Annotated in this window: 20 protein-coding genes and 3 tRNA genes; 4 read left to right on the forward strand and 19 right to left on the reverse strand. The window is 53.8% G+C overall.

Features of this window, described 5'->3' with window-relative positions; genetic code table 11:
* Nucleotides 1-94: 94 nt before the first annotated feature.
* The 14 genes from rlmB to nnr all read right to left on the reverse strand — a co-directional run bounded on the left by rlmB (nucleotide 95) and on the right by nnr (nucleotide 16,035).
* Nucleotides 95-826, reverse strand: a complete 732-nt coding sequence (gene rlmB, locus KXD89_RS19830) for a 23S rRNA (guanosine(2251)-2'-O)-methyltransferase RlmB (RefSeq protein ID WP_001293282.1) — start codon at nucleotides 824-826, stop codon at nucleotides 95-97.
* A 179-nt stretch (nucleotides 827-1,005) separates the two neighbouring features.
* Nucleotides 1,006-3,447 (reverse strand): ribonuclease R, encoded by a 2,442-nt coding sequence (rnr, locus tag KXD89_RS19835; RefSeq protein ID WP_000076332.1) that lies wholly within the window; start codon nucleotides 3,445-3,447, stop codon nucleotides 1,006-1,008.
* Nucleotides 3,448-3,485: 38 nt separating this feature from the next.
* Nucleotides 3,486-3,911, reverse strand: a complete 426-nt coding sequence (nsrR, locus tag KXD89_RS19840; protein WP_001177639.1) for a nitric oxide-sensing transcriptional repressor NsrR — start codon at nucleotides 3,909-3,911, stop codon at nucleotides 3,486-3,488.
* A 204-nt stretch (nucleotides 3,912-4,115) separates the two neighbouring features.
* Complete coding sequence (gene purA / locus KXD89_RS19845; RefSeq protein ID WP_000527955.1) at nucleotides 4,116-5,414, reverse strand: adenylosuccinate synthase; 1,299 nt, start codon at nucleotides 5,412-5,414, stop codon at nucleotides 4,116-4,118.
* Between the two features lie 103 nt (nucleotides 5,415-5,517).
* Nucleotides 5,518-5,715: a DUF2065 domain-containing protein gene (locus KXD89_RS19850; protein WP_001089295.1), complete on the reverse strand. Its 198-nt coding sequence runs from the start codon at nucleotides 5,713-5,715 to the stop codon at nucleotides 5,518-5,520.
* Nucleotides 5,716-5,796: 81 nt separating this feature from the next.
* Entirely contained in the window at nucleotides 5,797-6,801 is a 1,005-nt protein-coding gene (hflC, locus tag KXD89_RS19855) for a protease modulator HflC (RefSeq protein ID WP_001232412.1), read from the reverse strand.
* Nucleotides 6,802-6,803: 2 nt separating this feature from the next.
* On the reverse strand, nucleotides 6,804-8,063 hold the full coding sequence (gene hflK, locus KXD89_RS19860) for an FtsH protease activity modulator HflK (protein WP_001698805.1): 1,260 nt from the start codon (nucleotides 8,061-8,063) through the stop codon (nucleotides 6,804-6,806).
* A gap of 85 nt (nucleotides 8,064-8,148) precedes the next feature.
* On the reverse strand, nucleotides 8,149-9,429 hold the full coding sequence (hflX, locus tag KXD89_RS19865; protein ID WP_000460362.1) for a ribosome rescue GTPase HflX: 1,281 nt from the start codon (nucleotides 9,427-9,429) through the stop codon (nucleotides 8,149-8,151).
* A 75-nt stretch (nucleotides 9,430-9,504) separates the two neighbouring features.
* Complete coding sequence (gene hfq / locus KXD89_RS19870) at nucleotides 9,505-9,813, reverse strand: RNA chaperone Hfq (protein WP_001051883.1); 309 nt, start codon at nucleotides 9,811-9,813, stop codon at nucleotides 9,505-9,507.
* Nucleotides 9,814-9,898: 85 nt separating this feature from the next.
* Nucleotides 9,899-10,849, reverse strand: a complete 951-nt coding sequence (miaA, locus tag KXD89_RS19875) for a tRNA (adenosine(37)-N6)-dimethylallyltransferase MiaA (protein ID WP_001280345.1) — start codon at nucleotides 10,847-10,849, stop codon at nucleotides 9,899-9,901.
* Entirely contained in the window at nucleotides 10,842-12,689 is a 1,848-nt protein-coding gene (mutL, locus tag KXD89_RS19880) for a DNA mismatch repair endonuclease MutL (RefSeq protein WP_001122505.1), read from the reverse strand. The genes miaA and mutL overlap by 8 nt, the downstream gene beginning before the upstream one ends.
* Before the next feature lie 9 nt (nucleotides 12,690-12,698).
* The gene (gene amiB / locus KXD89_RS19885) at nucleotides 12,699-14,036 is read right to left on the reverse strand and encodes an N-acetylmuramoyl-L-alanine amidase AmiB (RefSeq protein WP_000990333.1); all 1,338 of its coding nucleotides are present in this window, start codon (nucleotides 14,034-14,036) and stop codon (nucleotides 12,699-12,701) included.
* 18 nt (nucleotides 14,037-14,054) lie between these two features.
* The gene (tsaE, locus tag KXD89_RS19890; protein WP_000981977.1) at nucleotides 14,055-14,516 is read right to left on the reverse strand and encodes a tRNA (adenosine(37)-N6)-threonylcarbamoyltransferase complex ATPase subunit type 1 TsaE; all 462 of its coding nucleotides are present in this window, start codon (nucleotides 14,514-14,516) and stop codon (nucleotides 14,055-14,057) included.
* Nucleotides 14,488-16,035, reverse strand: a complete 1,548-nt coding sequence (gene nnr, locus KXD89_RS19895) for a bifunctional ADP-dependent NAD(P)H-hydrate dehydratase/NAD(P)H-hydrate epimerase (protein ID WP_001295189.1) — start codon at nucleotides 16,033-16,035, stop codon at nucleotides 14,488-14,490. The genes tsaE and nnr overlap by 29 nt, the downstream gene beginning before the upstream one ends.
* Between nnr and queG the strand changes: the two genes are divergently transcribed.
* Nucleotides 16,034-17,173 carry a tRNA epoxyqueuosine(34) reductase QueG gene (gene queG, locus KXD89_RS19900; protein ID WP_001294219.1) on the forward strand — a complete coding sequence of 380 codons (1,140 nt, stop codon included), beginning with the start codon at nucleotides 16,034-16,036 and terminating at the stop codon, nucleotides 17,171-17,173. The two genes, nnr and queG, sit on opposite strands and share 2 nt — an antisense overlap.
* On the opposite strand, the gene KXD89_RS19905 is transcribed toward queG, so the two are convergent.
* The 5 genes from KXD89_RS19905 to orn all read right to left on the reverse strand — a co-directional run bounded on the left by KXD89_RS19905 (nucleotide 17,156) and on the right by orn (nucleotide 18,497).
* Nucleotides 17,156-17,209: a hypothetical protein gene (locus tag KXD89_RS19905; protein ID WP_010723271.1), complete on the reverse strand. Its 54-nt coding sequence runs from the start codon at nucleotides 17,207-17,209 to the stop codon at nucleotides 17,156-17,158. The two genes, queG and KXD89_RS19905, sit on opposite strands and share 18 nt — an antisense overlap.
* A 233-nt stretch (nucleotides 17,210-17,442) precedes the next feature.
* Nucleotides 17,443-17,518, reverse strand: a tRNA-Gly gene (locus KXD89_RS19910).
* Nucleotides 17,519-17,553: 35 nt separating this feature from the next.
* Nucleotides 17,554-17,629, reverse strand: a tRNA-Gly gene (locus tag KXD89_RS19915).
* 36 nt (nucleotides 17,630-17,665) lie between these two features.
* A tRNA-Gly gene (locus tag KXD89_RS19920) sits at nucleotides 17,666-17,741 on the reverse strand.
* Between the two features lie 210 nt (nucleotides 17,742-17,951).
* Entirely contained in the window at nucleotides 17,952-18,497 is a 546-nt protein-coding gene (orn, locus tag KXD89_RS19925; protein WP_001295188.1) for an oligoribonuclease, read from the reverse strand.
* 94 nt (nucleotides 18,498-18,591) lie between these two features.
* Between orn and rsgA the strand changes: the two genes are divergently transcribed.
* The 3 genes from rsgA to mscM all read left to right on the forward strand — a co-directional run bounded on the left by rsgA (nucleotide 18,592) and on the right by mscM (nucleotide 24,054).
* Nucleotides 18,592-19,644: a small ribosomal subunit biogenesis GTPase RsgA gene (gene rsgA, locus KXD89_RS19930; protein WP_000041964.1), complete on the forward strand. Its 1,053-nt coding sequence runs from the start codon at nucleotides 18,592-18,594 to the stop codon at nucleotides 19,642-19,644.
* Between the two features lie 96 nt (nucleotides 19,645-19,740).
* Nucleotides 19,741-20,709, forward strand: coding sequence for an archaetidylserine decarboxylase (gene asd, locus KXD89_RS19935; protein WP_000934920.1), 969 nt, complete (start codon nucleotides 19,741-19,743; stop codon nucleotides 20,707-20,709).
* Between the two features lie 21 nt (nucleotides 20,710-20,730).
* The gene (mscM, locus tag KXD89_RS19940) at nucleotides 20,731-24,054 is read left to right on the forward strand and encodes a miniconductance mechanosensitive channel MscM (RefSeq protein ID WP_001236847.1); all 3,324 of its coding nucleotides are present in this window, start codon (nucleotides 20,731-20,733) and stop codon (nucleotides 24,052-24,054) included.
* Nucleotides 24,055-24,069: the final 15 nt, after the last annotated feature.

Below are 24,069 nucleotides of genomic sequence, written 5' to 3' on the forward strand. Positions count from 1 at the left end.
AATAAAATGAATATTTGCAATACGTAATTATCTTACCAGCTATAGACAAAAAAAAACCATCCAAATCTGGATGGCTTTTCATAATTCTGAGAAATTAGCTGCGCTGGCGCACCGCTTCAAATAAGCAAATTCCGGTCGCAACCGAAACGTTCAGGGAAGAAACGCTTCCAGCCATCGGGATGCTGATCAACTCATCGCAATGTTCACGAGTCAGGCGACGCATACCTTCACCTTCCGCACCCATCACCAGCGCCAGGCGTCCGGTCATTTTGCTCTGATAGAGTGTATGATCCGCCTCGCCTGCCGTACCGACGATCCAGATATTCTCTTCCTGCAACATACGCATGGTGCGCGCAAGGTTAGTCACCCGAATCAGCGGAACGCTTTCTGCCGCGCCGCAGGCTACTTTTTTCGCCGTAGCGTTGAGCTGTGCGGAGCGATCTTTCGGCACAATCACCGCATGAACGCCTGCGGCGTCCGCACTACGCAGGCACGCGCCGAGGTTGTGCGGATCGGTTACGCCGTCGAGGATCAGCAGGAACGGTTGATCGAGCGAAGCGATCAGATCCGGCAGATCGTTTTCCTGATACTGACGTCCTGGCTTCACGCGGGCGATAATGCCCTGATGCACGGCACCGTCGCTTTTCTCGTCGAGATATTGGCGGTTTGCCAACTGGATAACCACGCCCTGAGACTCAAGGGCGTGAATCAGCGGTAACAGACGTTTATCTTCACGGCCTTTTAAAATAAAGACTTCCTGAAAACGTTCAGGGGCGCGCTCCAGCAGGGCCTGCACTGCGTGGATGCCGTAAATCATTTCGCTCATTAATGTACTCGTTGTTTACGTTTTGCCTGATGCACTACGTTTATCCGGCCTACATGATCTCTGCAATATATTGAATTTGCGTGATTATGTAGGCCGGATAAGGCGTTCACGCCGCATCCGGCATGAACAAAGCGCATTTTGTCAGCAATCTAACCCTCTTCTTTTAAAGAGGGTATTGATCACTCTGCCACTTTTTTCTTCGCCGCACGCTTCGCTTTGGTCGCTGCAGCTATTTTCTGCGTTTTCGCCGATGGCTTTTTCGCTTTTCTCGCGTCTTTCTTCGCCGCTTTCGGCTTCGTTTTTTTCTCACCGCGGAAGGCGCTGTCTGGCTCAAAGTTTACCTTTTTACCGACCTGACGACGCTTGCCGCCTTTTTTACCTGCATCGCCTTTTTTCGCTTTCTCGCGCGCCGTTTTACCGACGTTGCGCGGTGCGCGTTCGCTGGAGATCAGGCTAAAGTCGATTTTGCGCTCGTCCATATTAACCGCTTCGACGCGAACTTCCACGCGATCGCCCAGGCGATAAGTCTGGCCGCTGGATTCCCCCATCAGGCGTTGCCCTACCTGGTCAAAGCGATAGTAGTCATTGTCCAGCGAAGAGACATGGACCAGACCATCAATGAACAAGTCGTCCAGACGGACGAAGAAGCCAAAGCCAGTGACGCTGGAAATTACGCCTTTAAAGACGTTACCTACCTGGTCGAGCATGAAGTCACACTTCAGCCAGTCAGCCACATCGCGCGTTGCTTCGTCGGCACGACGTTCCGCCATCGAACAGTGCTGACCCAGTTGCAGCATCTCTTCCATCGAATAATGGTAGCCGCCGGTTTCAGTGGTGTTGCCCTGATGCCCCTGCTCTTTCGCCAGCAGATATTTAATGGCGCGGTGCAGCGTCAGGTCTGGATAACGACGAATCGGCGAAGTAAAGTGCGCATAGGACTGCAATGCCAGGCCAAAGTGACCACGGTTTTCTGGATCGTAAATCGCCTGTTTCATCGAGCGCAGCAGCATGGTTTGCAGCATTTCTGCATCAGGACGATCGGCAACCGACTCCAGCAGCTCCGCGTAGTCACGCGGTTCCGGCTTGTTACCGCCCGGCAGTTCCAGCCCCAGCTCCGCCAGCACTGAACGGAAAGAGGTAATCGCTTCGGTGCTCGGCTTGTCGTGAATACGGAACAGTGCCGGTTCTTTCGCTTTCTCAACGAAACGCGCCGCCGAGATATTCGCCAGAATCATGCACTCTTCAATTAATTTGTGCGCGTCGTTACGCTGGGTCTGTTCGATACGTTCAATACGGCGTTCAGCGTTGAAAATGAACTTCGCTTCTTCGCTCTCAAATGAGATCCCACCGCGTTCTTCACGGGCTTTATCCAGCACTTTATAGAGGTTATGCAACTCTTCGAGATGCTTAACCAGCGGGGCGTACTGCTCGCGCAGATCCTGATCGCCCTGCAGAATATGCCAGACTTTGGTGTAGGTCAGACGCGCGTGAGAGCTCATCACCGCTTCGTAGAATTTGTAGCCCGTCAGGCGGCCTTTCGACGAAACCGTCATCTCGCACACCATACACAGGCGGTCTACCTGCGGGTTGAGCGAACACAGGCCGTTAGAGAGCACTTCCGGCAGCATCGGGATAACCTGCGAAGGGAAGTACACCGACGTGCCACGGTTACGCGCTTCTCTGTCCAGCGGCGTTGACGGACGCACATAGTAGCTGACGTCGGCAATCGCGACCCATAAACGCCAGCCGCCGCCGCGTTTTTTCTCGCAGTAAACTGCATCGTCAAAGTCACGGGCGTCTTCGCCATCAATGGTGACCAGCGGTAAATCGCGCAGATCAACACGGCCCGCTTTTGCTTCTTCCGGCACTTCTTCTTTCAGCCCGGCAACCTGTTGCTCAACAGCCTGCGGCCAGATGTACGGAATTTCATGGGTACGCAGAGCGATATCAACCGCCATGCCGGTGCCCATATTGTCGCCCAGCACTTCGACGATTTTACCCACCGCTTTGGTGCGGCGAGTCGGACGCTGAGTCAGTTCGACTACGACCACAAAGCCCATCCGCGCGCCCATGATCTGATCGGGCGGGATTAAGATATCGAAGCTCAGACGGCTGTCGTCAGGAACCACAAAGCCGACGCCCGCTTCGGTAAAGTAGCGACCAACAATCTGGCTGGTTTTTGGCACCAGTACGCGGACAATACGCGCTTCACGACGACCTTTACGGTCAGCACCCAGCGGCTGAGCCAGCACCTGATCGCCATGAATGCAGGTTTTCATCTGCTCGCTGGAGAGATACAAATCATCTTTACGCCCTTCAACCCGCAGAAAGCCGTAGCCATCACGGTGGCCAATAACGGTACCTTTCACCAGGTCGAGGCGTTCCGGCAGCGCATAGCACTGACGACGAGTGAAGACCAGTTGACCATCGCGCTCCATCGCGCGCAGGCGGCGACGCAGGCCTTCAAGCTGCTCTTCGCCTTCAATGTGCAGTTCTACCGCCAGCTCATCACGGCTGGCCGGTTTTTCACGTTTGGTTAAATGTTCGAGGATAAATTCCCGACTAGGGATGGGATTCGCGTATTTTTCAGCTTCGCGTTCCTGGAAAGGATCTTGTGACATCTCGGTTCCTCCGTTGTCATCTCTGATGAAGATTTTCGTCACTCCACCAGCAATAATTTATAAAGCGGTTGATTCTCTTCAACCAAATCGGCAAGCGTGTAGTTATCCAGTTCCGTAAGAAAACTTTGCACGGCCTTAGAAAGTGCCTGTTTCAACCTACAGGCAGGTGTAATGTGGCAAAACTCACTGCTGCAATTCACCAGCGATAAGGGCTCCAGCTCGCGCACCACATCACCAATACGTATCGCACTCGCCGGTTTACCCAGGCGAATGCCGCCATTTTTTCCACGAACAGCAGTCACGTAGCCGGCACGACTAAGTTGATTGATTATTTTGACCATATGATTACGGGAGACGCCGTAGACGTCAGTCACTTCAGAAATACTGGTCATCCGCCCTTCTGGCAATGACGCCATGTAGATCAGCGCACGTAATCCGTAATCAGTGAAACTCGTTAACTGCACATCAACCTCAAAAGGGAAATCGGGAAAAAATACATTTATATTGATGATAAACCAGCCACAAGCTGTGTCGCTAATTTATTTCAGTTCGGGGAAGGAAAAAAGCGAGGATTTAACACTGTGTCGGATAGCGTAATGGCTTACCCGACACAGCAATGTATCACACTGTTCGCCCGGCAGGCAAAATATCTGCCAGGCGTACCAGAATTACGCGTCGAACGGGTCGCGCAGAATCATGGTTTCAGTACGATCCGGACCGGTAGAGATGATATCGATCGGCACACCAGTCAGCTCTTCAATACGCTTGATATAGTTCAGCGCCGCCTGCGGCAGGCCGCTACGATCTTTCACGCCGAAGGTGGATTCAGACCAGCCCGGCATGGTTTCGTAAATCGGCTCTACACCTTTCCAGTCGTCAGCTGCCAGCGGAGTGGTAGTCACTTCGCGACCATCCGGCATACGGTAAGCCACGCAGAGTTTAACCTCTTTCAGGCCATCCAGAACGTCCAGTTTAGTCAGGCAGAAGCCAGACAGGGAGTTCAGCTGTACCGCACGACGAACGGCAACGGTGTCCAGCCAGCCGGTACGACGACGACGCCCCGTAGTTGCGCCGAATTCGTTACCCTGCTTGCAGAGGAACTCGCCAGTTTCATCAAACAGTTCGGTCGGGAACGGACCTGCACCTACACGAGTGGAGTAAGCTTTGAGGATACCCAGAACGTAATCAACATAACGCGGGCCCAGGCCGGAACCGGTCGCCACGCCACCAGCAGTGGTGTTGGAAGAAGTTACGTACGGATAAGTACCGTGGTCGATATCCAGCAGCGTACCCTGCGCACCTTCAAACATGACGAAATCGCCACGCTGACGCGCCTGGTCGAGCAGGTCAGAAACGTCAACCACCATAGAAGTCAGGATGTCGGCAACAGCCATCGTATCATCCAGAACTTTCTGGTAATCAACCGCTTCAGCTTTGTAGTAGTTAACCAACTGGAAGTTGTGATATTCCATCACTTCTTTCAGTTTTTCAGCGAAGGTTTCTTTGTCGAAAAGGTCGCCAACACGCAGACCGCGACGTGCTACTTTATCTTCATAAGCAGGCCCGATACCACGACCGGTGGTGCCGATCGCTTTCGCGCCACGCGCTTTCTCACGCGCGTTATCCAGCGCAACGTGATAATCAAGGATCAGCGGACATGCTTCAGACAGCAGCAGACGCTCACGAACGGGGATGCCACGGTCTTCCAGTTCTTTCATCTCTTTCATCAGCGCGGCCGGAGACAGCACAACACCGTTACCGATGATGCTGGTTACATTCTCGCGGAGAATACCTGATGGAATAAGATGGAGAACGGTTTTTTCACCGTTGATTACGAGAGTATGGCCTGCGTTGTGACCGCCCTGGTAGCGTACAACATATTTAGCCCGTTCAGTCAGAAGATCGACGATCTTACCTTTACCTTCGTCACCCCATTGGGTGCCCAGTACGACGACGTTGTTACCCATTTTTCAAAATCACCGTTTGCTTAAAAATGGATTCTACCATCGCTTTTTCAGAGTTACAGCACTTTTTGCACTCAAAAATGACCTCGATCAGTCTGTTTTTTGTTCAGCCAATCGTTTTCCTCAACATGTAGTAGACCACAACGCCCGCAACCACAAGTCCACCGCCAAAACGACGTAAAATATTATCGGGCAAATTGGTCATCGCAGAGATCATCTTCTTCCATGCCTTCGGGTAAAGCATCGGCCCTAAACCTTCCAGTACCAAAACCAGGGCAAGCGCCAGCCAGATTGTCGAATTCATTCATTATCCTTATAGAAAAAGAAAACCACCGACATCCCTGAGGATGCGGTGGCTTTATTGACCTGTACCGCAGTCGTTATATTAACGCGTTGCGGAAGTCGGCGTCTTCATGTAGCGGAAGAAATCGCTATCCGGGCTCATGACCATCACGTCCTGATTGCCAGAGAAGCTGTTCTCATAAGCACGCAGGCTACGGATGAATGCGTAGAAGTCCGGATCTTTACTGAATGCATCAGCAAACAGTTTGGCTGCTTCGGCATCGCCTTCACCACGCATGATGCGGCCCTGACGCTCAGCTTCTGCCAGCGTTCTGGTCACTTCATAGTCGGCAGTCGCGCGCAGTTTTTCCGCTTCTTCCTGACCTTGTGAACGGTGACGACGCGCTACCGCTTCACGCTCGGCGCGCATACGGTTGTAGATCGCTTCAGACACTTCGGTCGGCAGGTTGATCTGCTTGATACGCACATCGACAACTTCAATACCCAGCGCCGCCATACTGTTCGGGTTGATGACCGGAACTTTGCCCTTCGTCTCAGCCGTTACGCGCTCTGCCGCTTCGGCAATGGCGTTATCTGCCGCCGGGGTAGTAACTTCATCTTCTGTACCCGCAGAACCGGAGTTCAGCGCGTCACGTACTTCGAGGGTCAGACGACCACGGGAATCGGTGACGATATCTTTCACGTCCAGGCGACCAATTTCAGAACGCAGACGGTCAGAGAACTTACGTTTCAACAGCACTTCCGCTTGCGAAATGTCGCCACCACCCGTTGCCAGGTAGTAACGGCTGAAATCGCTGATGCGCCATTTGATGTAAGAGTCGACGATCAGGTCTTTCTTCTCTTTGGTCACAAAGCGGTCGGCCTGGTTGTCCATGGTCTGAATACGTGCGTCGAGCATTTTCACCGTTTCAATGAACGGTATCTTGAAATGCAGACCCGGCTCATAAACCAGAGGTTTGTTGTCATCGTCACGCAGTACCTTACCAAAACGCAGCGTAATACCGCGCTCACCTTCTTTGACGACAAAGACAGACATGTAAAGCACTACCAGCACGATGATGATAATCGCGATAACTGACTTACGCATCGTTATTCCCCCTGACGCTGGTAGTCGTTACGCTGCGCGTTGGCGCGGCGTTGGTCCATAATATCGCCCTGACTGGTGGACGACGTGTTGCTTGCTCCACTGGTTGTGGAGGAAGAGGCTGGCGGCAGACGCAGCAGATTGCTGGCACCGTTATCGCTCTTCGCCGCAGGGGCGTTACCACCTTTCAGCATCTGGTCTAACGGCAGAACCATCAGGTTGCCACCTTTATCGTTAACCAGCACTTTGCGGGTGTTACCCAACACTTTTTCCATCGTCTCGATATACAGACGCTCGCGAGTAATTTCCGGCGCGGCTTTATATTCCGGCAGAAGTTTAGCAAAGCGCGCCACTTCACCCTGAGTTTCCAGGATGGTCTGGGCCTTGTACGCACGCGCCTCTTCGAGGATACGTTGCGCCTGACCGTTCGCACGCGGCTGAACTTCGTTGGTATACGCTTCTGCTTCACGAATGTATTGCTGTTCGTTTTCACGCGCGGCAATCGCATCGTCAAACGCCGCTTTTACTTCTTCCGGCGGACGAGCAGCCTGGAAGTTGACGTCCAGCAGCGTGATACCCATGTCATACGGACGAATCGTCTCTTCCAGTTCGCGCTGAGTATCGCTACGAATCACGGTACGACCTTCCGTCAGAATGCGGTCCATGGTGTATTTACCGATAACTCCACGCAGGGCGCTGTCGGTAGCCTGACGCAGGCTGTCATCCGGGCTGGTCACGCTATACAGATATTTTTCCGGATTGGTGACGCGGTACTGCACGTTCATCTCAACGCGCACTACGTTCTCGTCCGACGTCAGCATCACACCAGAAGCGGCCAGTTCACGCACGGCTTCCACGTTCACCGGTTTGACTTCGTCGATAAACGTCGGTTTCCAGTTCAGACCCGGCTCAACCAGATGGCTGAATTTACCAAAGCGTGTTACCACGCCGCGTTCGGCTTCTTTAATGGTATAGAAACCACTGGCCGCCCAGATAATGACAATCGCTGCCGCTGCGATGGTAACGACACGACCGCCAAGCTGCGGGCGCGGGCCTTGCGATGAACTGCCACCGCCAGATCCGGTGCCTTTACCGCCGCCCAGACCACCGAGCTTTTTGCTCAGTTTGCGGAAGATATCATCTAAATCAGGTGGCCCTTGATCGCGACCGCCTTTGTTTCCATTTCCCTCAGAGTTGCCGCCAGGTTTGCTGCTTCCCCACGGGTCGCGGTCTTGTCCGTTATTACCGGGCTGATTCCACGCCATGTTTGTGCTCCATATTTGTTATGCGGTGATCCCTGTTGTCTTTCGACGCCAGAGGATATGACTCCACGCTTCAGACGCTACGCCGTTAGATCAGGTAATCGATCAACGCCGGTTCTTGTTTACAGAGGCGACGCCAGTCAACGATCGGCATACGAACTTGCAGACTTACGCTGCCGTCCTCCTCCATCCACTCTTTTTCTATTGCCTGAAGCTGATAAAAACGACTTCTCAGACGCCCTTCCTGCGGTGGCAGACGCAATGTATGCTGCGCCACCTCGCCGGAAAGCCGCTCCGTCAAAGCCTGAAAAAGCTGTGGTATCCCCGCTCCGGTCTGTGCGGAAAGCCAGACACGGTTCGGTTTGTTCTCTTCGTCCCGATCAATACGCGGTTCGAAATCTTCCAGCATATCGATCTTGTTCATCACCAGCAGGGTTGGGATCTCGTGAGCGTCGATCTCTTCAAGAACCGTATTCACCGCTTCGATGTTTTCTTGTACACGCACATCCGCCGCATCAATGACGTGCAGCAGTAATGTGGCTTGCCGCGTCTCTTGTAACGTGGCTTTAAATGCCGCCACCAGATCGTGCGGCAGGTGGCGAATAAACCCTACGGTATCTGCAAGTACGGTTTCACCGACATCTGCAACGTCAATACGCCGCAACGTCGGGTCGAGGGTGGCAAACAACTGGTCTGCCGCGTAGACCCGCGCTTCGGTGATGCGATTGAAAAGGGTAGATTTACCGGCGTTGGTATATCCCACCAGCGAAACAGTAGGAACGTCGGCTTTGATACGCGATTGCCGCCCCTGCTCACGCTGCTTTTCAACTCTTTCCAGGCGCGACTGTATCTGCACGATGCGATTACGCAACAAACGACGGTCGGTTTCGAGCTGGGTTTCACCCGGACCACGCAAACCTATCCCGCCTTTCTGTCTTTCAAGGTGGGTCCAGCCACGCACCAGGCGCGTAGCCAGATGGCGCAGCTGCGCCAGCTCAACCTGCAACTTACCCTCATGGGTACGCGCACGTTGGGCGAAAATATCTAAAATAAGGCCGGTGCGGTCGATAACACGACACTCGCACAAACGCTCCAGGTTACGCTCTTGCGCCGGGCTCAGGGCATGGTCAAAAAGAACGACCGAAGCACCCGTCGCTTTGACAGCTTCCGCAATTTCAACTGCTTTACCTTCACCTACAAAATACTTTGGGTGCGGCGCTTTACGGCTACCGGTAATCACCTGCAATGCTTCGACACCGGCGGAAGAGACCAGAGATTCAAACTCCTGGAGGTCTTCCATATCTTTGTCTTGCGTAAAATAGATGTGTACCAGTACCGCCTGCTCACCAGCATCATAACGGTCAAACAAGCGTATAACCCTCTAAATAGATCAGCGGGGAACGCAGGATCGCTGGCTCCCCGTGTAAAAAAACAGCCCGAAACCTTATTCGGTTTCTTCGCTGTCCTGTTGCGCGGAAGTATTCTGCGCGCTGCTACCATGATGGTAGTTACTGCTGGTACCGCCACCGGCGTTGTTACTGTGATGAGAAACCGGGCGAGACGGGACAACAGTAGAAATCGCGTGCTTGTAAACCATCTGGCTGACCGTGTTTTTCAACAGGATCACGAACTGATCAAAAGACTCGATTTGCCCTTGCAGCTTAATACCATTCACCAAATAAATAGAAACTGGAACACGTTCCCGACGCAGTGCGTTCAGGAACGGATCTTGTAAAGATTGCCCCTTAGCCATTCTCTCTTTTCCTTATATGCTTATTTGTACTTTGAACCTTTCGATTCTGAAAAAATTGCGCACGATACGTCTCAATTGTACACATTCAGCCTGCGATAGCACCAACAACCTGTAATACTTCGTCACGCGCCTGTTCTGGTTTTTCACTGTCAAGCCAGTGAACCCCTTCCCAACCACGCAGCCAGGTTATCTGCCGCTTCGCCAACTGTCTCGTGGCGCAAACACCTCGATAAACCATTTCATCGTATGAGATTTCGCCTTCAAGGTAAGACCACATCTGGCGATAACCCACGCAACGAATGGAAGGCAAGTCCGTATGCAAATCTCCTCGGGCAAAAAGCGCCCGGACTTCTGCTTCAAAACCTGAAGCCAACATCTGATGAAAACGCTGCTCAATGCGTTGATGGAGCAGTTCACGGCTCGCCGGGGCGATGGCGAACTGATGCACCTGATACGGTAGAGCGTCTCCTGACGTTTGCGTCAGTTCCGTTAAAGTTTTACCCGAAATGAAAAAAACTTCCAGTGCCCGGGAAAGCCTTTGTGGATCATTTGGATGAATCCTTGCTGCCGCAACCGGATCTACCTCCTGAAGTTGACGATGCAATGACTCCCAACCTTGCTCTGCCGCCTGTTGCTCAATTCTGGCCCGTACTTCCGGGTCTGCCGACGGTAGCGGCGACAACCCTTCCAGCAATGCCTTGAAATACAACATCGTACCGCCCACTAACAGTGGGATCCGCCCCGCCGCGGTGATATCGGCCATTTCCGCCAGCGCATCGCGGCGAAAATCAGCAGCCGAGTAAGCCTGCGACGGATCGCGAATATCCAGCAATCGGTGCGGCGCGGCGAGTAACTCTTCAGCGTTCGGCTTCGCCGTCCCGATATCCATCCCTTTGTAAATAAGGGCAGAATCAACGCTTATCAACTCTACTGGTAAAATTTTACGCAGCTCAATGGCTAACGCCGTTTTACCGGAGGCCGTCGGCCCCATCAAAAAAATCGCCTTAGGCAGGCTCGCCTTACTGATATCACTCATCTTTCAGGGCTTTTATCGCCGGATGTAAATCAACAGATTGTAACAGACCACCCGGCGGCGTTTTCACAAGTTGCGGACATAACCGTTCCACGTCCGCCAGCAGGGTTATGGCCTGTGCCATTGACCACTGCGCATGTTCGCTCATCAGATTTCGTGCAATCCACTGCGCAATATTGCCAGGTTCGAATACGGACTGCTTCGCCAGGTAGCCTATCAGTTCAGGAATCAAGATTTGTAAATTTTGTTGGCGTAAGGGTAAAGGCACTGCCCTGATGGTCACATGCTGTGCATCTGACTGGAAATCAATACCCAATTCCGCCAGGGCAGACTGCGCTTTTTCTAATGCCGATTTTTCTTCGGCAGAAACTTTTAGCCGCAACGGAATCAGCAGCGGCTGGGCGCAAACGGGCGCTTCACCCGGCGTCAATTGTGCCTGACGCAGCCAACGTTCTGCCACTGGCAAGGATAAAAGTGAAATGTTGCCGTCGCGCTCCAGCAACGCACAGTCGGAATGGACGATAGTCAGTACCCGACCAAAACTCTGACTGTTCGCCGCAAGTGCAGGTTCCTGCGGTTCCGGCGCTTTTAATTTTTGCATCGGCGCGGGCGTTTGCAAAAGCTGGCGATACACTTCACCTTGCTGTTTCTGGTAGCCTGGCTGCGCATTCGGCCAGGGGGCAGCCGGACGACTGCCTGATGCTGGCGCAGGAGTGTAGCGCGGAGCTACCGGCTCACGAGCTGCCGGTTCTGCAAAGTGATTGCGCCCCGCCGCCACGCGGTTTTCCGGAATGGAACGCGGTGCAGGTTGGGGTTCATCGTCCAGCGGTAGCGGCGTTTCCAGTTGCTGTTGTAGCACGCTCAGCACGCCCTGATAGATAAAATCATGCACCAGACGCGACTGATGGAAACGCACTTCGTGTTTGGCGGGGTGCACGTTGACGTCCACCTGATGTGGGTCGATCTCCAGATACAACACAAATGCCGGTTGCTGATCGGCCCCCAGTTTGTCTTCGCAGGCCTGGCGGATCGCGTGATTGATCAGGCGATCGCGCATCATGCGACCGTTCACGTAGCAATACTGAATTTCTGCCAGTGCGGGCGTGGTGTGATTTGGATCGGCCACCCAGCCGCGTAGCGTGAGATCGCCGTGTTGCCATTCAATCGCCAGCGCTTGTTCAAGAAAAGCGGTGCCGCAAATCGCGCCTAAGCGCCGTTCTTTTTGCCCGCCTTCCGGCACTGCGCGGTACTGACGCACAATTTTACCGTTATGCGACAGGTTGATCGTGACGTCGAAACGCGCCAGCGCAATGCGGCGGATGATCTCATCAATGTGGTTAAATTCGGTTTTCTCGGTGCGCAGGAATTTGCGCCGCGCCGGGGTGTTGTAGAACAGATCCAGCACCTCCAGCGTCGTCCCCACAGGATGCGCCGCCGGTTTTACCGTCACGTTCATATCGCGCCCTTCGGCATAGGCCTGCCAGGCTTCCTGCTGTTCTGCGGTGCGTGAAGTGAGCGTCAGGCGGGAAACCGAACTGATACTCGCCAGCGCCTCACCGCGAAAGCCCAGGCTGATAATGGCTTCGAGATCGTCCAGAGAGGCGATTTTACTGGTGGCATGACGAGCCAGCGCCAGCGCCAGCTCATCTTTTTTGATACCGCAGCCGTTATCACGAATGCGGATAAGTTTCGCCCCACCGCGTTCGATATCAATATCGATACGCGTCGCACCTGCATCGAGGCTGTTTTCCACTAGTTCTTTGACTACCGACGCAGGTCGCTCGACCACCTCACCTGCGGCAATCTGGTTCGCCAGTTGTGGCGGTAAGACCTGAATTGGCATCAATCGTCCTTAGTTTGGCAGCGTGCGATCTGGCGTCGTCACCGTACTGGCAGTTTGTGCCGTTGCACCCTGCGGCGCAGATTGCATCGGATGCGCAAGGAAGTAATTGCGCAGGCCTTTGTAAATGGCTTCTGCCAGCTGTTGTTGGTAATCGTCGCTCGCCAGCAAACGTTCTTCGCTGTTGTTGCTGATAAAACCGGTTTCGACCAGTACTGATGGGATATCCGGCGAGCGCAGAACGCCAAGGCTGGCGTGTTCTGGTCGACGTTTATGTATTTCGCCAATGCGTTGCAACTGACTGATCATACTGGTCGCTACATCATACCCTACCCGCTGGGAATGACCGAACTGTAAATCCAGCACCGCCTGGCTTAAATAGGGGTCAGACTGACTGTTCGCCAGCACATCACCCGCCCCACCCAGCAGCTCCGACTGTTTCTCGTGCTGCTCCAGCCAGCTGGCCATTTCACTGTTGGCGCGACGGTTAGAGAGCACCCATACGGAAGCGCCAGTCGCACTGCGGTTCGGTGCGGCATCAGCGTGAATCGACACGAGGAAATTGGCGTTTTGCTTACGTGCCACATCACTGCGCCCCATCACCGAGATAAAGTAATCCCCGTCACGGGTTAAAACGCCTTTAAACATCGGATCGTCATTGAGCAAAGTACGCAATTTACGCGCGATGGCGATGGTGACATTTTTCTCCCGCGTACCACCGGGGCCGATAGCGCCAGGGTCCTGACCGCCGTGTCCGGCATCAATAGCGATGATAATTTTATCGCCAGTGTTAGCCGTCGCGCGCGCTGCCGGACGCGTTACCGTATTACTGCTGATAACACCCGTAGTGCGGTTACTTTCCGTTTTAAACGGATTGCGCGCCGGTTCGCTGACGCGCGGTGCGACAACCGCAGGCGTTTCAACGCGTTTCGCAACCACGGGCGGCGGAGGAGGCGGTGGCGGCACATCGGCGTTAATCGTAAAGACGACAGTGTAATTGCTGCCATTCTGCCGCTTCACCGCTTCGGTTTTACCGTTTTCGGTAAGATCGACCACCAGCCGTAGCGTTTGTGCATCTTTAGGCGTTCCAGAGCGAATCGCCTTCACCAGATTATTGCCGCTGAACAACAACGGCAGTCCCTGAATCACGCCCGTTTGTTTGATATCGAGCGCCACGGTGCGTTTGCTTTGATGGCTAAACGCATAATCAGGATCGCCAATAAAACTCAACGTTATCCGCGCCTGTTGATTACCGTTAGAAACCTGAATATCAGAGAGCGTCGCGGCACCCACCGGCGTGCACAGCAGCAGCAGCGTCGCTACCAACCAATTTCTGATGCGATACATCATCCCGCCACCTTTCAAAGGTTAACCGGCTAAACGCGCCAGCAACAATTCACCCGCAGAGGAAACCGCACTCACGCGCGCCTCACGGCCTTGTGCCTGATAATCAATGTGTATTTCGACATCCGGGTCAGGAAGAACACCTGTACCTTGTTGTGGCCACTCCACCAGGCAGATGGCATCGTTGGCAAAATAATCGCGGATCCCCATAAACTCCAGCTCCTCGGGATCGGCAAGGCGGTACAAATCAAAGTGATAGACCATTAAGTTGTCGAGCGTATAGGGTTCGACCAGCGTATAAGTGGGGCTTTTGACATTACCCTGATGACCCAGAGCCTGTAAAAAGCCCCGGCTAAAGGTGGTTTTACCTGCGCCTAAATCGCCATACAGATAGATTACGGTTGCGCCATCGCAGGCTTTCGCTACCCGCTCGCCCAGGTCTAATGTTGCCTGCTCATCAGGGAGCGGAATTACTCGATTCATCATGGTTTTTATCAGTCACTTCCGGGTTAACAATACGCTGTAGCGTGGAAAAGAGATCGGTTGCCAGCATCCCGCGCGTTCCAAAACGCGCCGCCAGTACGTCAGCTGCCGCACCGTGCGCGACACAGCCTGCACAGGCTGCATCATACGGCGACAGTTTTTGCCCAAGCAATGCGCCAATAATACCAGAGAGCACATCGCCCATGCCGCCGCTCGCCATGCCTGCATTTCCGGCATCAATAATGCCTAAAGCGTCAGGATGGGCGGCGACCACGGTTCCGGCACCTTTCAGCACCGCTACGCCGCCATAACGTTGTACCAGACGTTTGGCGCAATGTAAGCGGTCACTTTCAATTTCAGCGACGGAACAGCCTAACAACCGTGCGGCCTCGCCAGGATGCGGCGTGATCACGCGATTGTGACGCTTATCGGGATTGATTGCCAGCAGGTTCAATGCATCGGCATCCCACAACATCGGTTTGCGAAAATTCTCAACTTTTTGCAGTGCTTTTTTCCCCCACTCTTGCTGGCCCAGACCGGGACCAATCACCACCACATCGGCCCATTCCAGGCTTTCGGTAAGAGAGTCCATCGTCAGTTCATGCACCATCAATTCCGGTCGTGCAGTCAGCAGCGGCGCAATGTTTTCACTGCGGGTCAGTACTCGGACTAAACCAGCACCAGCACGCAGCGCCGCTTCCCCCGTCATACGAATAGCCCCCGCCGTGCCGTGATCGCCACCGATAATTACCAGCCGCCCGTGATCGCCTTTATGCGAAGTCGGGCGACGCGGTTTTAGCCAGTGAGAAAGTTGTTCTGCTGAAAACCGCTGAATTTTCGTCTCCTGACCTGCCAGCCAACTATCCAGCCCCAGTGAGTCAAAATGCAGTTGTCCGGTAACATCCCGCGCTTTTCCAGTGAGCAAGCCTGGTTTCAGCGCAATAAAAGTGATGGTGTGATCGGCGTTGATCACCGCGCCTGGCGTAGCGCCAGTTTCAGCCAGCAGGCCGGAAGGGATATCAACCGCCACAATCGGCGCAGGATGGGAATTAGCGTGGTCGATTAACTGGCTAATGGATTCGCGGGGCGCTTGCCGCAAACCGGTACCGAGCAGCGCATCAACAATCAGATCTACCGATTCGGGCCAGACAATATTCGAAGCATGGATCTCGCCACCCGCGTTTAACCATGCTTCGCGTGCCAGCGCGGCCTCTTCCGGCAACGGTTTGTCGCTCTCCTGGGCCAACAACGTGACCTCAATGCCGACCGCTTTGGCCAGTCGCGCGACCACGTAGCCATCGCCGCCGTTATTACCATGACCGCACAGCACCAGCCAGTGGCGGGCGTCAGGATACGCCGAACGACACACCTGGAATGCGGCCTCGCCAGCGCGAAGCATCAGCTCATAGAGTGTGAGCCCCAGCACATCTGCCGCCTCGCGTTCTCCGCGGCGGATATCGTCGGCGTACCAGACGGTGTGTGGTATACTTACGGGGTTTTTCTTCATTGTATGGTCCGTCATGTCAGAGCCCCTCGATCTCAATCAGTTAGCGCAAAAAATTAAACAGTGGGGGCTGGAACTGGGCTTTCAGCAGGTAGGTATTACCGATACCGATCTCAGCGAGTCCGAGCCCAAACTGCAAGCATGGCTGGACAAACAATACCACGGCGAAATGGACTGGATGGCACGTCACGGTATGCTGCGCGCTCGCCCTCATGAGTTATTGCCCGGTACGCTGCGCGTGATCAGCGTGCGGATGAATTACCTTCCTGCTAACGCCGCATTTGCCAGCACGCTGAAAAACCCCAAACTCGGCTATGTTAGCCGTTATGCGCTGGGCCGTGACTATCACAAACTTCTGCGCAACCGACTCAAAAAGCTGGGCGAGATGATTCAGCAACATTGTGTTTCGCTGAATTTTAGACCGTTTGTCGATTCTGCGCCTATTCTCGAGCGCCCGTTAGCTGAAAAAGCTGGGCTCGGCTGGACAGGTAAGCACTCACTTATCCTCAATCGCGAGGCCGGTTCGTTCTTCTTTTTAGGCGAATTGCTGGTCGATATTCCGCTGCCCGTGGATCAACCAGTCGAGGAAGGATGCGGCAAATGCGTGGCCTGTATGACGATTTGCCCGACCGGTGCCATCGTCGAGCCATATACCGTCGATGCTCGCCGCTGTATCTCTTATCTCACCATCGAACTTGAAGGGGCGATCCCGGAAGAGTTGCGACCGTTAATGGGAAACCGTATTTACGGTTGCGATGACTGCCAGCTTATCTGCCCGTGGAATCGCTATTCACAACTCACCACAGAAGAGGATTTCAGCCCGCGTAAGCCGCTACACGCACCGGAACTCATTGAGTTATTCGCCTGGAGCGAAGAGAAGTTTTTAAAAGTCACGGAAGGATCGGCGATTCGTCGTATTGGTCACCTGCGTTGGCTGCGTAATATCGCCGTAGCATTAGGCAATGCCCCTTGGGATGAAACGATTTTGACAGCGCTGGAAAGTCGTAAAGGTGAGCACCCACTTCTCGATGAGCACATAGCGTGGGCGATTGCGCAGCAAATAGAGAGACGAAATGCGTGCATAGTCGAAGTGCAATTGCCGAAAAAACAGCGTCTGGTTCGGGTGATTGAAAAAGGGTTACCGCGTGACGCCTGATTCATCCACAGCTTGTGAATAAAAATAAAAACGCATTGCAATTCAAGACGAATAAAATCGTCAAGTGATCGACTCGACAAAACGGAATCTTAATTTTTAACTTATCTATCAATAGGTTAAAAAAATACTATTCACCGTGCGAAGTTTCTTTGAAATTAAGATTACAGCCTGAGGCTGTGGATAACTCTGTTTACAAGAGTTTGTCAGAGACAACAAAAACCAGCAATAACGCATCGCGTCGCTGTGGATATTTTATTGAGAGAAGAATTTGGAGCGGGAAACGAGACTCGAACTCGCGACCCCGACCTTGGCAAGGTCGTGCTCTACCAACTGAGCTATTCCCGCTTGGGTGGTCTGTGCCTTACAGCACTTTCAAATTTTGGAGCGGGAAACGAGACTCGAACTCGCGACCCCGACCTTGGCAAGGTCGTGCTCTACCAACTGAGCTATTCCCGCTTGGGTGGTCTGTGCTTTGCAGCACTTTTCAAATTTTGGAGCGGGAAACGAGACTCGAACTCGCGACCCCGACCTTGGCAAGGTCGTGCTCTACCAACTGAGCTATTCCCGCGTACTACTTAATTTTGCTTTCGTAATTTTCGCATTTCTGCGTCGTTACGGGAGGCGCATTATACGAGAAATCTTTCCCTCTGCAACCCCCCAAAAAAGTTTTTTTTGCGTTTTTATCTCAAGTGCTGAAATTATCAGCAAGACGTTCAATTTAGCGTCAAAATCACGCCGCCGCAAGTGGATTCCGGCGCTTACGTGACCAGGAAAAATTTTACAGCTTGATAAAATGCTCGCGGTAGTAAGCCAGCTCCGCCACCGATTCACGGATATCATCCATCGCCTGATGCGTCCCCTGCTTGGTAAAACCATCCAGAATTTCCGGCTTCCAGCGGCGCGCCAGCTCTTTCAGGGTGCTGACATCGAGATAACGGTAGTGGAAGTAGGCTTCCAGCTCCGGCATGTATTTAAACAGGAAACGACGGTCCTGACCGATGCTGTTACCGCAAATCGGCGATTTTCCCGCAGGCACCCACTGTTTTAAAAATTCGAGCGTTGCCAGTTCAGCTTCCCGATCGCCCATCGTGCTCGCTTTCACGCGCTCTACCAGCCCGCTGGCGGTATGGGTGCGCACGTTCCAGTCATCCATCAGCGCCAGCTGTTCATCAGACTGGTGTACTGCAATGGTCGGCCCTTCTGCCAGAATATTCAGGTTGGCATCGGTCACCAGCGTGGCAATCTCAATAATGCGATCGCGCTCGGGATCCAGACCGGTCATCTCAAGATCGATCCAAATCAGGTTGTTTTCATTGGCACTCATGCTATTTTCCACCCATTCACAGTGACTATATTGATCCACAATTGCGTGTATCATAGATGTTTTGCCCATCAGGGGCGACCAGGAGTCTGTACGATTGAGTAAAAATAAACTCTCCAAAGGCCAGCAGCGCCGCGTGAACGCCAATCACCAGCGTCGTCTTAAAACGTCTAAGGAGAAGCCCGACTACGACGACAATCTGTTTGGCGAGCCTGATGAAGGTATCGTCATCAGCCGCTTTGGTATGCACGCTGATGTGGAATCCGCCGATGGCGACGTTCACCGCTGCAATATTCGCCGTACCATCCGTTCGCTGGTAACCGGCGACCGCGTAGTCTGGCGTCCGGGTAAACCGGCGGCGGAAGGCGTAAATGTCAAAGGGATCGTGGAAGCGGTGCATGAGCGTACCTCGGTGTTGACGCGTCCGGATTTCTACGACGGCGTAAAACCTATTGCCGCCAACATCGACCAGATTGTCATTGTCTCCGCCATTTTGCCGGAGCTGTCGCTCAATATTATCGACCGTTACCTGGTGGCCTGCGAAACCTTGCAGATTGAGCCGATTATTGTGCTCAACAAGATAGACCTGCTGGACGACGAAGGCATGGCGTTCGTCAACGAGCAGATGGATATCTACCGCAATATCGGTTATCGCGTATTGATGGTTTCCAGCCATACTCAGGATGGGCTAAAACCGCTGGAAGAGGCGTTGACCGGGCGCATCAGCATTTTTGCCGGGCAGTCTGGCGTCGGCAAATCCAGCCTGCTGAATGCGTTGCTGGGGCTGCAAAAAGAGATCCTGACCAACGATATCTCTGACAACTCGGGGCTCGGTCAGCACACCACGACCGCCGCTCGGCTGTATCACTTCCCGCACGGCGGTGATGTGATTGACTCCCCAGGAGTGCGTGAGTTCGGCCTCTGGCACCTGGAGCCGGAACAAATCACTCAGGGCTTTGTCGAATTCCATGACTATTTAGGTCTGTGTAAATATCGCGATTGCAAACACGATACCGATCCGGGCTGCGCTATCCGGGAAGCGGTTGAGGAAGGGAAAATCGCGGAAACCCGTTTCGAAAACTATCACCGTATTCTGGAAAGCATGGCGCAGGTAAAAACGCGTAAAAACTTTTCTGATACGGATGACTGACAATTAAGCTAACCGTCGTTAGAATCGTCCCCTTTTTTTCAGGATCCGGCATGTAGGCCGGATCAGGAACGACAAAACAATGGCCTGGAGGCTACCTTGTTAAATTCATTTAAACTTTCGCTACAATACATTCTGCCGAAACTATGGCTTACTCGCCTGGCGGGTTGGGGCGCAAGCAAGCGGGCAGGATGGCTGACAAAACTGGTTATCGATCTGTTCGTTAAATACTACAAGGTCGACATGAAAGAGGCGCAAAAGCCGGACACCGCCAGCTACCGCACCTTTAACGAATTCTTTGTCCGTCCGCTGCGTGACGAAGTACGCCCAATCGATACCGATCCGAATGTACTGGTCATGCCTGCCGATGGCGTTATCAGCCAGTTGGGTAAAATCGAAGAAGATAAAATCCTGCAAGCCAAAGGCCACAACTACAGCCTCGAAGCCCTGCTGGCAGGCAACTATCTGATGGCGGACCTGTTCCGCAACGGTACGTTTGTGACCACTTACCTCTCCCCGCGTGACTACCACCGCGTACACATGCCGTGCAACGGTATTCTGCGTGAGATGATCTACGTGCCGGGCGATCTCTTCTCCGTTAACCATCTCACGGCTCAGAACGTGCCGAATCTGTTTGCCCGTAACGAACGCGTGATTTGCCTTTTCGATACCGAATTTGGCCCAATGGCGCAGATTCTGGTCGGAGCGACGATTGTTGGCAGCATTGAGACGGTCTGGGCGGGCACCATTACGCCGCCGCGCGAAGGTATCATCAAGCGCTGGACCTGGCCTGCCGGGGAAAACGACGGTTCTGTGGCACTGCTGAAAGGCCAGGAAATGGGTCGCTTTAAACTCGGTTCCACCGTTATCAACCTGTTTGCACCGGGTAAAGTGAATCTGGTTGAGCAACTGGAAAGCCTGTCTGTCACGAAAATTGGCCAGCCGCTGGCAGTATCTACCGAAACCTTTGTTACGCCAGACGCTGAACCTGCCCCGCTTCCTGCTGAAGAGATCGAAGCAGAACACGACGCCAGCCCATTGGTTGACGACAAAAAAGACCAGGTCTAATCCATCAAAGGAAACGCTGACGTGCGCCTGATTATCACTTTTCTGATGGCCTGGTGCCTCAGTTGGGGGGCGTACGCCGCGACGGCCCCCGATAGCAAACAAATCACTCAGGAACTGGAGCAGGCAAAAGCGGCGAAACCCGCACAGCCGGAAGTCGTAGAGGCGCTCCAGTCTGCCTTAAATGCGCTTGAGGAACGAAAAGGTTCCCTTGAGCGCATCAAACAATATCAGCAAGTTATCGATAATTATCCGAAACTCTCCGCTACTCTGCGCGCACAATTAAACAACATGCGTGACGAGCCGCGCAGCGTGTCGCCGGGAATGTCTACCGACGCGCTGAATCAGGAAATTCTCCAGGTCAGCAGCCAGTTGCTGGATAAAAGCCGTCAGGCCCAGCAAGAGCAGGAGCGCGCCCGCGAGATTGCCGATTCGCTGAATCAACTGCCGCAACAGCAAACCGACGCCCGCCGTCAGTTAAATGAGATCGAGCGCCGCCTGGGAACGCTTACCGGCAATACTCCGCTCAATCAGGCACAAAATTTCGCGTTGCAGTCTGACTCTGCACGTCTTAAGGCGCTCGTTGATGAACTGGAGCTGGCGCAGCTGTCTGCCAATAACCGCCAGGAATTAGCGCGCTTACGCTCAGAGCTGGCGGAAAAAGAGAGCCAGCAACTGGATGCGTATTTGCAGGCCTTGCGTAATCAATTAAACAGCCAACGTCAGCTTGAGGCGGAGCGGGCGCTGGAAAGTACCGAATTGCTGGCAGAAAACAGCGCCGATTTGCCGAAAGATATCGTCGCGCAATTCAAAATTAACCGCGAACTATCGGCGGCTTTGAATCAACAGGCGCAGCGGATGGATCTCGTTGCCTCGCAACAGCGTCAGGCTGCCAGCCAGACGTTACAGGTCCGGCAGGCGTTGAATACGCTGCGTGAACAGTCGCAATGGCTGGGATCGTCCAATCTGCTCGGCGAAGCGCTGCGGGCGCAGGTGGCACGGCTGCCGGAAATGCCGAAACCACAACAGCTTGATACCGAAATGGCGCAGTTGCGTGTGCAACGGTTACGTTATGAGGATCTGCTTAATAAACAGCCGCTGCTACGGCAAATTCATCAGGCCGACGGTCAGCCGCTGACTGCCGAGCAAAACCGTATTCTGGAAGCACAACTGCGCACTCAGCGTGAGTTGCTGAACTCATTGTTGCAGGGTGGCGACACGCTACTATTGGAACTGACCAAGCTGAAAGTCTCCAACGGGCAACTGGAGGATGCGCTGAAAGAGGTGAACGAAGCAACGCACCGCTATCTGTTCTGGACCTCTGACGTGCGCCCGATGACCATCGCCTGGCCGCTGGAAATCGCCCAGGATCTGCGTCGTCTCATTTCGCTGGACACCTTCAGTCAGTTGGGCAAAGCCAGTGTGATGATGCTGACCAGCAAAGAGACAATTTTGCCGCTGTTTGGCGCGTTGATTCTGGTCGGTTGCAGTATTTACTCGCGCCGCTATTTCACCCGTTTTCTTGAACGTTCGGCGGCGAAAGTTGGCAAAGTGACTCAGGATCACTTCTGGCTGACGTTGCGCACTCTTTTCTGGTCGATTCTCGTCGCGTCACCGTTACCGGTGCTGTGGATGACGCTGGGTTACGGCTTGCGCGAGGCGTGGCCTTATCCGCTGGCGGTCGCGATTGGCGATGGTGTAACGGCCACCGTGCCGCTGCTGTGGGTAGTGATGATTTGCGCCACCTTTGCCCGCCCGAACGGCTTGTTTATCGCTCATTTTGGCTGGCCGCGCGAACGTGTTTCCCGTGGGATGCGCTACTACCTGATGAGCATCGGGCTTATTGTGCCGCTGATTATGGCGCTGATGATGTTCGATAACCTCGACGACCGTGAATTCTCCGGTTCGCTGGGACGGCTTTGCTTTATCCTCATTTGCGGTGCGCTGGCGGTGGTCACCCTCAGCCTGAAAAAGGCCGGGATTCCGCTGTATCTCAACAAAGAGGGCAGCGGCGACAACATTACCAACCATATGCTGTGGAACATGATGATTGGCGCGCCGTTGGTTGCCATTCTGGCGTCGGCGGTGGGTTATCTGGCAACGGCACAGGCGCTGTTAGCGAGGCTTGAAACCTCGGTTGCCATCTGGTTCCTGCTACTGGTGGTTTATCACGTTATCCGCCGCTGGATGCTGATCCAGCGCCGCAGGCTGGCGTTTGATCGGGCGAAGCATCGCCGGGCAGAGATGTTAGCGCAACGTGCGCGTGGCGAAGAGGAAGCGCATCATCACAGTAGCCCGGAAGGAGCAATTGAAGTCGATGAAAGCGAAGTCGATCTCGATGCCATCAGTGCGCAATCCTTGCGGCTGGTGCGCTCAATTTTGATGTTGATCGCCCTGCTTTCTGTCATTGTGCTGTGGTCAGAAATCCATTCCGCTTTCGGCTTCCTCGAAAATATTTCGCTGTGGGATGTCACCTCCACGGTACAGGGCGTAGAAAGTCTGGAGCCAATTACCCTCGGTGCGGTGCTGATTGCCATTCTGGTGTTTATCATCACCACGCAGCTGGTGCGCAACTTGCCCGCGCTGCTGGAACTGGCGATTTTGCAGCACCTGGATTTAACGCCGGGTACGGGTTACGCCATCACCACCATCACCAAATATCTGCTGATGCTGATTGGCGGGCTGGTCGGCTTCTCAATGATTGGTATTGAGTGGTCGAAATTGCAGTGGCTGGTTGCCGCGCTCGGTGTTGGTCTCGGTTTTGGTTTGCAGGAAATTTTCGCCAACTTTATCTCTGGTCTGATTATCCTGTTCGAAAAACCGATTCGCATTGGCGATACGGTGACAATTCGCGATCTCACCGGTAGCGTGACGAAAATTAACACCCGCGCCACCACCATCAGCGACTGGGACCGTAAAGAGATAATCGTGCCGAACAAGGCGTTTATTACCGAGCAGTTTATCAACTGGTCGCTCTCTGACTCGGTCACGCGCGTGGTGTTGACGATACCGGCCCCTGCCGATGCCAATAGCGAAGAAGTGACGGAAATCCTGCTCACCGCAGCGCGTCGCTGCTCGCTGGTGATCGACAACCCGGCACCGGAAGTCTTCCTGGTGGATCTGCAACAGGGGATTCAGATTTTCGAGCTGCGTATTTACGCCGCTGAGATGGGTCACCGTATGCCGCTACGCCATGAGATCCACCAGCTGATTCTGGCTGGCTTCCATGCCCACGGTATCGATATGCCATTCCCGCCCTTCCAGATGCGTCTGGAAAGCCTCAACGGTAAACAAACGGGGAGAACGCTGACGTCTGCGGGCAAAGGTCGTCAGGCGGGAAGTTTGTAAGTTTGTGTGCCGGAT

It is taken from the genome of Escherichia sp. TC-EC600-tetX4 (assembly GCF_019356055.1).
Taxonomy (GTDB): Bacteria; Pseudomonadota; Gammaproteobacteria; order Enterobacterales; family Enterobacteriaceae.

Coding starts and splice junctions, on each gene's coding strand:
- rlmB (WP_001293282.1), bottom strand. CDS start 826: ATGAGCGAAATGATTTACGGCATCCACGCAGTGCAGGCCCTGCTGGAG.
- rnr (WP_000076332.1), bottom strand. CDS start 3,447: ATGTCACAAGATCCTTTCCAGGAACGCGAAGCTGAAAAATACGCGAAT.
- purA (WP_000527955.1), bottom strand. CDS start 5,414: ATGGGTAACAACGTCGTCGTACTGGGCACCCAATGGGGTGACGAAGGT.
- KXD89_RS19850 (WP_001089295.1), bottom strand. CDS start 5,715: ATGAATTCGACAATCTGGCTGGCGCTTGCCCTGGTTTTGGTACTGGAA.
- hflC (WP_001232412.1), bottom strand. CDS start 6,801: ATGCGTAAGTCAGTTATCGCGATTATCATCATCGTGCTGGTAGTGCTT.
- hflK (WP_001698805.1), bottom strand. CDS start 8,063: ATGGCGTGGAATCAGCCCGGTAATAACGGACAAGACCGCGACCCGTGG.
- hfq (WP_001051883.1), bottom strand. CDS start 9,813: ATGGCTAAGGGGCAATCTTTACAAGATCCGTTCCTGAACGCACTGCGT.
- miaA (WP_001280345.1), bottom strand. CDS start 10,849: ATGAGTGATATCAGTAAGGCGAGCCTGCCTAAGGCGATTTTTTTGATG.
- mutL (WP_001122505.1), bottom strand. CDS start 12,689: ATGCCAATTCAGGTCTTACCGCCACAACTGGCGAACCAGATTGCCGCA.
- amiB (WP_000990333.1), bottom strand. CDS start 14,036: ATGATGTATCGCATCAGAAATTGGTTGGTAGCGACGCTGCTGCTGCTG.
- tsaE (WP_000981977.1), bottom strand. CDS start 14,516: ATGATGAATCGAGTAATTCCGCTCCCTGATGAGCAGGCAACATTAGAC.
- queG (WP_001294219.1), top strand. CDS start 16,034: ATGTCAGAGCCCCTCGATCTCAATCAGTTAGCGCAAAAAATTAAACAG.
- nnr (WP_001295189.1), bottom strand. CDS start 16,035: ATGACGGACCATACAATGAAGAAAAACCCCGTAAGTATACCACACACC.
- orn (WP_001295188.1), bottom strand. CDS start 18,497: ATGAGTGCCAATGAAAACAACCTGATTTGGATCGATCTTGAGATGACC.